Source organism: bacterium, from assembly GCA_022616075.1.
Lineage (GTDB): Bacteria > Acidobacteriota > HRBIN11 > JAKEFK01 > JAKEFK01 > JAKEFK01.
Genome location: JAKEFK010000258.1, coordinates 1 through 8898 on the forward strand (window position 1 = coordinate 1; position 8898 = coordinate 8898).

At 48.6% G+C, this 8898-nt stretch carries 8 protein-coding genes; 2 read left to right on the forward strand and 6 right to left on the reverse strand.

Annotation, left to right across the window (positions count from 1 at the left end; all coding sequences use genetic code 11):
- Positions 1-187: 187 nt before the first annotated feature.
- Positions 188-835 carry a rhomboid family intramembrane serine protease gene (locus L0156_21350; GenBank protein ID MCI0605539.1) on the reverse strand — a complete coding sequence of 216 codons (648 nt, stop codon included), beginning with the start codon at positions 833-835 and terminating at the stop codon, positions 188-190.
- Positions 836-869: 34 nt separating this feature from the next.
- Here L0156_21350 and dacB point away from each other — a divergent pair, with 34 nt between their 5' ends.
- Together dacB and L0156_21360 are read left to right on the forward strand one after the other, a co-directional pair.
- Positions 870-2366, forward strand: coding sequence for a D-alanyl-D-alanine carboxypeptidase/D-alanyl-D-alanine-endopeptidase (gene dacB, locus L0156_21355; protein MCI0605540.1), 1497 nt, complete (start codon positions 870-872; stop codon positions 2364-2366).
- Between the two features lie 8 nt (positions 2367-2374).
- On the forward strand, positions 2375-5611 hold the full coding sequence (locus L0156_21360) for a glycosyl hydrolase (protein ID MCI0605541.1): 3237 nt from the start codon (positions 2375-2377) through the stop codon (positions 5609-5611).
- A 326-nt stretch (positions 5612-5937) separates the two neighbouring features.
- On the opposite strand, the gene L0156_21365 is transcribed toward L0156_21360, so the two are convergent.
- The 5 genes from L0156_21365 to L0156_21385 all read right to left on the reverse strand — a co-directional run.
- Complete coding sequence (locus L0156_21365) at positions 5938-6153, reverse strand: hypothetical protein (GenBank protein MCI0605542.1); 216 nt, start codon at positions 6151-6153, stop codon at positions 5938-5940.
- 22 nt (positions 6154-6175) lie between these two features.
- Positions 6176-6580 carry a hypothetical protein gene (locus L0156_21370; protein MCI0605543.1) on the reverse strand — a complete coding sequence of 135 codons (405 nt, stop codon included), beginning with the start codon at positions 6578-6580 and terminating at the stop codon, positions 6176-6178.
- A gap of 10 nt (positions 6581-6590) precedes the next feature.
- A complete protein-coding gene (locus L0156_21375; protein MCI0605544.1) occupies positions 6591-7337 on the reverse strand; it encodes a class I SAM-dependent methyltransferase in 747 nt (248 codons plus the stop codon).
- Positions 7334-8065, reverse strand: coding sequence for a DUF2071 domain-containing protein (locus tag L0156_21380; GenBank protein ID MCI0605545.1), 732 nt, complete (start codon positions 8063-8065; stop codon positions 7334-7336). The genes L0156_21375 and L0156_21380 overlap by 4 nt, the downstream gene beginning before the upstream one ends.
- Positions 8050-8898 (reverse strand): BtaA family protein (locus L0156_21385; protein ID MCI0605546.1); only part of this gene is annotated, 849 nt, incomplete at its 5' end. The genes L0156_21385 and L0156_21380, both read right to left, overlap by 16 nt.

Here is an 8898-nt window from a genome sequence, read left to right on the forward strand (position 1 = left end):
ACCAACTTTTTACACTTTCGACTCGCATAAAAAAAACAATGACTTCAAAAAAAACCTATTTTGCGGATGAACTTCTAGTGGGAGCGCGGGCATCTTTGCCCCCAAAATGCTTATCGAGCGAACAGGTTTTTGCGGACTGGAAGTCCGCGCTCCAATTGATTTTTCAACAACCTCTGTTTGCTGGTCCTTATTCTAACGCCACGACTTCTGCGGCCCTGATTTTCTCTTTTGCTTTGAAAAAATAAATCAAACCGTAAACTATGCCTGTAAAGAAGCCGATTGCATGAGTCCGGTGGCTGATTGCAGGATCAAACGTTGAACTGATCAGCATAACCAGAGCAAATCCGATCGAGCGCAGCAATCTTTGCAGAATAGAAAAGCGCCGTTCGGTGGAAACAAATAAAGTGAGCCAGAAACCAGCCATTAAATAGACGACACCGGAAGCCCCTACGAGGCCCGTTCCTGGCGGATACGTTGCAATGGAAACAAGATTCACAACGATGCCAAGGACAAAAACTCCCATCGGATACACAGTAGGACCGAAATAGCCATTCAGCAGATACCCGAACAAGAATAAGCCAAGAGCGTTGGAGAAAAAATGATTCGTATCTGCATGCACCAGAATACCCGTAAGCAAACGCCAGTATTCGTGCGAAACAAAAACGGCATCACGGTCGACATTCAACCATTTTCGTAGTCCAAAAGAATTTCCCCAGTAAATCAGGGAGAAAAGAAATGTGACGGCAATAACAGCGAGACTGAAAATCCCGCAATTCTTTCGCGGCGGACGCGAAAGGTAAGTCTCAACAATTTCCGGGCGCAGTTCCTCTTTCATCAAAGTTCAGCAATGTTATGCTATCAGTGATCTGATGAACAGAAAAAGAATTGTTTTTCAGCGGACTGTGCTGGCGCTCCTGCTTTTTCTGATCGCCTGCGCAAAGCGGCCGGGGGAGAGTCCGGCGGCGCTTCCGCCGTCACGCGATCCACTGAACGAACTTCGTTTTCAACTTGACCGGGTTCTCGCGGATCCTGCATTCGACAATGCGTTTTGGGGCGTTGCGATTCAGTCGATGGAAACAGGCCAAATCCTCTATGAACAGAACGCAGGAAAACTTTTGATGCCTGCATCCAATATGAAGCTCATCACGGCAGTAACATGCCTGAAAAAGCTCGGCCCCGATTTTGTCTATGAAACCGAAATCAAAGTCGACGGCAAAATCAAAAATGGCGCGTTGCATGGGAATCTGATCATAGCCGGTAACGGTGATCCAACTTTCTCTTCCAGGTTTGGGGAAGGAGATTCTTTCCGGACATTTACATCCTGGGCCACAAGGTTAAAAGAATCTGGAATTACAAAGATTTCAGGAAACATAATCGCAGTAGATGATGCCTTTGATGACGAGCGGATCGGCTTTGGCTGGTCCTGGGATGACCTTCCTTATTATTACGCGACAGAAACCAGCGCCCTGCAATTTGCAGAAAACTCCATCACAGTGACACTGGTTGCCGGTCAACCAGGTGAGCCGGTCACGGTCAAAATGGATCCGGAAACTTCGTATGTAACTGTAGTACCCGATATTCGCGTAGAAGAAGGTCTTGAGAACGCAAGCGTGAATTGGAGCTACAAGCCGGAAATGAAAATGATTTATGCTTCCGGGGCTTTGCCGCTCAATGGACAGGACTACGGATCATTCGCAATTCATAACCCTGCAGCATACTTTGCTTCTGCATTGAAAGATTCTTTGACACAAAACGGCATTGAAGTGATGGGCGAAGCATATCGCGCGCGGGATCGAGCTTTTAAAACTGCCGGAACGGAGCAATTACTTTTTACGCACAAGTCGCCGCCACTTCGTGAGATTCTTTCGATCCTGTTGAAAGTCAGCCAGAATTTATATGCCGAAACGCTTCTGAAAACACTGGGAAAAGGCAGCTTTGCTTCCGGAATACAGCAGGTCGAAGCAACGCTGATAGAAATGGGAATTGCGCCGCAAAATTTTATCGTAAAGGATGGTTCGGGACTGTCCCGTTACAATTACGTGACTGCAAAAGGACTGCTTCAGTTATTGGAGAGAATGTATCGTGATCCACACTTTGAAAGTTTCTACAATGCCCTTGCCATCGCCGGTGTGGATGGAACTCTAAAATCGCGAATGAAAGGAGGTTCAGCCGAAAACAACATACACGCCAAAACCGGTTCCCTTTCCAATGTCCGTTCTCTCGCCGGTTACGCGCGCACACGCGATGGCGAGATGGTCGCGTTCGTGCTGATCGCGAATAACTACAGCGCCCCAAGCGAAACAGCGCATTACATTCAGGATGTGATCGCGCAACAAATCGTAAACTTTACCCGAAATCCACAATGAGGTTTGTGATGAATGAAGCAAATTCGGAGCGCAGGCATCTTGCCTGCTTTTTATCAATCCTGATTCTTTTTTCCATACAAACATTTGCATCGGAACCTTCGTTTTTTGAAGAGCTTGTCTGGCGCGAAGTCGGGCCCTACCGCGGAGGCCGGTCCGCTGCGGTTGCCGGGATCCGAAGTCAACCCCTGACTTATTACTTTGGCTCCACCGGAGGTGGAGTTTGGAAAACGATTGATGGCGGAAATGTATGGCGGAATGTCTCCGATGGCTATTTTGGTGGATCCATCGGCGCAGTTGCTGTGAGTGATTCCGATCCGAACGTGGTGTACGTTGGCGGTGGCGAAAAGACTGTACGCGGAAACGTCTCTCATGGGGAGGGCATCTGGAAATCAACGGACGCGGGAAAGACATGGAAACATTCGGGACTCGCCGATTCCCGACATATTCCAAGAATTCGCATTCATCCACAGGATCCAAATCTTGTTTATGCGGCGGCATTGGGACATTTGTTTGCCCCAAACGAAATGCGCGGTGTATACCGCAGCAAAGATGGAGGTAAAAACTGGGAAAGAATCTTGTTTGCAAATCGAAACGCCGGCGCCATAGACCTCATTCTTGATCCTACGAATCCCAGAGTTATCTACGCAGCTACGTGGCGGATTCGACGCACACCTTACAGCCTGGAAAGTGGCGGTAAAGGTTCAGCCCTCTGGAAATCCACAGATGGCGGAGATACCTGGATCAACATGTCCCGCAACAAAGGGTTACCTGAAGGTACTCTGGGAATTATTGGAATCACCGTGTCTCCATCGAATCCAAACAATCTTTACGCAATCGTTGAGGCTGAAAAAGGAGGCGTGTTCCGTTCCCGTGATGGTGGCGAAACGTGGGAACTCACCAGTGAAGACCGGGCCCTGCGTCAGCGCGCGTGGTATTACACGCGCATTTATGCCGATCCGAAAGATGACGACACCGTATATGTTGTCAATGTCCAGTTTCATAAGTCAAAGGATGGCGGAAAGACCTTCAGCAAAATTTCAACTCCGCACGGAGACAATCATGATCTTTGGATTTCGCCGGATGATCCCATGCGCATGATCGAATCGAACGACGGTGGAGCCAATGTAAGCAGCGATGGTGGAAAGAATTGGACTGGCCAGGACAACCAACCCACCGCTCAGATTTATCGGGTTTCCACAGACAATGATTTCCCCTATCGATTGATGGGCGGGCAACAGGATAACACCGCTTTGCGAATTCGTCATCGGTCCCTTTTTGGTTCCGGAATCGGTATTCGGGATTGGGAACCCACGGCTGGAGGCGAAAGCGGATATGTTGTGGCTCATCCGGAAAACCCTGATCTGGTGTTTGGTGGGTCGTACGGCGGATATCTCACGATGTTCAATCACAAAACGAAAGAGTTTCGCGATGTAAACCCCTGGCCGGATAATCCAATGGGGCATGGCGCGGATGATTTCCGGTACCGGTTCCAGTGGAACTTTCCTATTTTCTTTTCGCCTCACAAACCTTATTCGCTTTACGCTGCAGCCAATGTACTCTTTCGTTCCACAAACAACGGTAACAATTGGGAAATCATCAGCCCGGACCTAACGCGCAACGACAAATCAAAGTTAGGACCATCCGGCGGACCCATCACAAAAGACAACACGAGCGTCGAATATTACGGCACCATCTTTGCTGCTCTCGAATCCCCGCACGAACCGGGCGTTTACTGGACCGGATCCGATGATGGATTGATTCACCTTTCTCAGGATGGCGGGAAAAACTGGAAGAATGTCACCCCCAAAAACATGCCGCAGTGGATTCAGGTGAATAGCATAGAAGCACATCCGTTCGAAAAGGGAGGCCTGTACGTTGCAGCCACCATGTACAAATCGGATGATTTCCAACCTTATCTCTATCGCACGACCGATTACGGAGAAAGCTGGACAAAAATCACAAATGGAATCCCGAAAGACCATTTCACACGTGTGATACGCGCGGATCGCATGCGACGCGGTCTGCTGTATGCAGGGACTGAACGAGGCGTATATGTTTCGTTTAACGACGGCGCGAACTGGCGATCGCTTCAAGGGAAATTGCCGGTAGTGCCGGTTACAGATATGGCTACACGCGACGAACAGCTCATTGTTGCCACACAGGGTCGCGGTTTTTGGATTCTGGATGATGTCACTCCGGTTCGTGAATTCAAACCGGAACTAGCCGGCGCAAAATTCCATTTGTTTACTCCGCCGCGCACGTATCGAATTCCTGGCGCTTCTTCGCCGGAACCTCCGCAAAAAATGGGAGCCAATCCTCTTGCAGGAGTCACAGTGCAGTTTTTGCTACCGAACGCAAAGGACGAAACACCGGTCAAGCTGGAATTCCTGGACGCAGACAACAAGGTCCTGAGAACTTTTGAAGGAAAAGTAAAACCAAAGCCGCAGAAATTGGAGGCAAAACCATCCGGCGAAGAAATCCCTGAGACAAAACCAACCCATACCGTGTTAACTGAAGAAGAAAAAAGAGACAAACAACTGGCTGAACAGGAAGAAAAGAAAAAAGAAGAAGTGAAGCTTGAACCGGTTCCCGGGTGGAACCGTTTTGCCTGGAATTTGCAGCTCGAAAGCGCAAAGAAATTCGAAGGACTCATTCTGTGGAACGAAGGAGGACTCGAAGGCCCCAGGATCGTGCCGGGAAAATATCAGGTTCGATTAACAGTAGCAGGGGCTTCGCAAACCAGACTCTGGGAGGTCGTGGAAAATCCCTTTTCTCAGGCATCGCAGTCTGACCTGGAAGAGCAATTCAAATTCCTTGTTGCATCCCGCGACAAACTAACACAGATTCACGAACAGATTGAAAAGATCCGAGCAGTTCGAACGCAATTGACCGATCTCAAGAAACGGTTTAAATCGAACGAAAAATACAAATCGACGATCGATGCAGCGGATCAGCTTGACAAGAAAATCACCGCGGTTGAAGAAGCGCTTTACCAGACGAAAAACAAGAGCAACCAGGATCCTTTGAATTTTCCGATCCGGCTAAATGACAAGCTCGCTTCCGTTACCGAAACGGCAGCTGCCGGTGATTTCGCCCCAACAGCCCAGGCAAAAGCCGTGCAGGCTGAACATTTCAAAGCAGTCGACGCCGAGCTGCAAAAGCTGAAAACTATTTGGGAGAAAGATCTGTCTGAGCTGAATGCCACATTCAAACGACTCGATACACCGGCCATTTTATTGCAGTAGTGGCAAGCATTTTCCAAGCGGCGTGTATGAACATGTCCGGTCACTAAACTCGACCTTACTCGAAAGTAGTATCGGTGAAAATGCTCTGCTAGCATCACTCACGAAGCAGAGCATTTGCTCGCTTGGCAAATTTGTTCGTGCTGGTTCAGGCTTCTTGGAAGTAGCGAATCTGATCACTGCAACGGCAAATGCTCCGCCACTACTATAATTTCATGATCGCGATCCGTGCGACAATATGATCGCATCTCTTTATCCCGTCTACTTCATAAATCGAAAGATACACTTCATTATGCAAGTCCTGAGCGGACTGACGGCCGAGGCAAATTTCAATCTTCGTTTTGGCATTGTAGAACGGCTTTGGCTTCCCGTTCAAACCGCTTCAACACAGATGGATCTTGCGCAAGGCTTTGCGGCAAAACTTTGATTGCGACTTCCCTGTCCAGACGTGAATCGGACGCTCGATAAACTTCACCCATTCCTCCCGCACCGAGCGATGACAGAATTTCATAAGGCCCAAGCCGCGTTCCTGCTTTGAGTGTCATGCTCCTACTATAGCCGATCCTACTATTCTAAAAAGGCGACTATGTGGATCAGGACTAGAGAAGTCCAGAAAGAAATAAAGAAAAAGTGAATTGCTGTCCTGCAGAAATTTCCCTTCCAGAGAGAAGAATCGTAAATGAACAGTTGAACGAGCAAACGAAGAAACCAAAAAACACCCATCCCTGCAACCACCGCTTTCCCTAATCGATTGTGATTCAGCAAATCCTCTGTTAAAAACAAGTTCATCAGTCCAAAAGCGACCAGGATCAAAGCAATGAAGAAGCTGTGAACCAAAAACATTTGCCGGTTCAGTAGCGAAAGAGATCGCAGTTGTTCCTTCCATTGAAATTGTCGCGGAAAGAATACGTGTGCAATTGCCAGGGCAAGCAGGAATGTGCCCGATATTTTCATCAACAGACTGAGCAGCATGGGTCGTCTCCTATTCGAGTTTGAAAAGCAGGCCCTTCACTAACGCAGTGAAAGACATCTCAGTCTGGAACCGCAGTCCTACTTCGGTTGCAAGCTGGAACCAAACATTGTATGGAAGAAAATGAAGGCATCCCGGGCCGAAAGCAATGAAATTCGCGAGGTTTCTTCCGTGTTCAAGAATGAAAACCGAACCTTCTCGCTTCAAAGTCCGTTTTACTTCAGTTATAAGGTGGGATCTGGCTGCGGCGTTGCGAACCTCATGAAGGGAAAAGACCAGAAATACTGCGTCGAAAGAGGCCTCACGAAAGGGAAACCTCTCCAGGTGGGCTCGAATTGCCGGCAACGATTCGTTTTTAATTCTTCGTGCCCGCGCGATGGAAGGTTCTGTCATCTCTGAGCTGTCAAAGATATCCATGGATATTCCTTGATCGTCCTGGAAAAACTTTCGAAGACTCGCTGTTTCGTCAAGTCCAGCATGAATCGACAGCCACCTCCGTGGTGATTTGGGAAAAAGTTCACACAGCCAAGTCCAGCGGCTCAAAGGGGAACAATCGTAGACCCAGTGAGAAGCGATGATGGAAGAGAGCAACCAGAAAGTAGAAGCCACTAAAACGCATACTACCAAAGTTCGCATTGAACCGGTTCCGAGCGAATAGGTCAGCGCCCATGCAAACATCAAAATGAAAAAAGTGATCAGATAAATCGGGAGGTTGAATCGAATCACATCGATTGCGCCTTTGCATCGAATCGCTCTCATATATCAATGACTCCCTTTTTCCACAGATACGGGACATTCTCCATGTAGAAAGCAGATGCTAGTAAAGGTTTCGACAAATGGAATGGAGGTTTTTCCAGAAGCGTGTTTCGAATCACCCGAACTGCTACGGGCCGTGGATTCCAATTTTTGCGCACTCCCTCGATGGTTACTATCGAACCGGTCTCCCCTTCATAGTCAAAAGTAAAGGGCAGTGGTCCGGCATATCTCCTTGCATGGCGGACGTTCTTGAAGGGCGAACCATTCGGCAGGATGGGACGATCAAGTTCTGCAATCACATCAAGAGCCGGCGTTGGACTGAGTTTGATTCTCCACGTCTTCTCAGACAGTTCCGATTGTATTGTTACGGTCCGGTAGTGATAGTGAGTGAAAAGATTTGAGAAGAACACCAATCGCCTTTTATCTGTATAGCTCTCAATGATTCGAAGGCCGCGCAACGACCGGCGACTGGCATTGACATATCGCGCGATGATCCGGTATCCGGCAATAAAAATGTTCTGGCCAAAACACCGCGGTAGGAATGCGGGACGCAGATCCCGTGTTTGAACAAGAGCAATGGCAACGAACCCGAGATCGCCAACTGTATCGGCCGATAAGCCCGGAGGCAATGACTTCTTCAGACATTCCACTGGAAGTGCGTAAGTGAGCACCAGCGTTCGTTCGAGATGCGCTCTCATGACAAACGGATGTCTCTTCAAGCGGAACAACATGATGATTCACCTTTGCTAACCAGGATTCGGCCCCATAACATGGCACGGTCCTGAGACGCCAGGAAGTTTTCACTTTCGGTTGTGGGTTCAAGAAAACTCCTCAACACAACCACGACGCCTGGTCTGGCCGTACGTCGCACCTCATTCCAGAGTTTTATTGCATAATCCTCGTCCGCGCCATCGAGAATGTTCGAAAGTGAGAAACCATCATAGCAACCAGAAGGACGCGATTCGAGAAAATGTACTGCGTCATCGCAGTAAATATTCGGAACAATCGTTATGGGAACATGCAATCTTTGCTCAGGTGATTCGCTGCCCATCAAGAGACGCCAGGCAAACGTGTTTGACCGATTTGGATGAATGCTAAAACATCGTTCCAATCTGTTGCGGATGATCTGTCCGAAGTTCGCCGGCAGGATTTCAAGGAATTTCTCATTGTAGAAGAATCGAAGCACCAATCTATGGAGAGCGATGTCGAGCAACTTTGCGGGAAGCCCCGGGATCAAATGCGTCTTCCAGAAGTGAATCTGTTCCAGTGGATCCCGCATGAGAAGGAATGTCTCCCATTCCCCCTTACGCGGACCAATCCATGAAAGAAAACCCCGCGCCTTTCGTAGATAGCGATCCACGGCGCCCTCGCTATAGTTGTAGCCTGAAAGCCGCTCTTTCAGATAGCGGACCTGGGCAGGATTTATATCAACAGCGTCAACGAGGTGGCCCCGTGCAGCAAGTTCCAGAGTCGTGCATCCTGCGGAAGCAATGCAAAAGACTTTACCACCTGGAGAAAAAAGGCTGGATTCAATCGTCCAGTCTTCAAACATTCTTCCGAACAA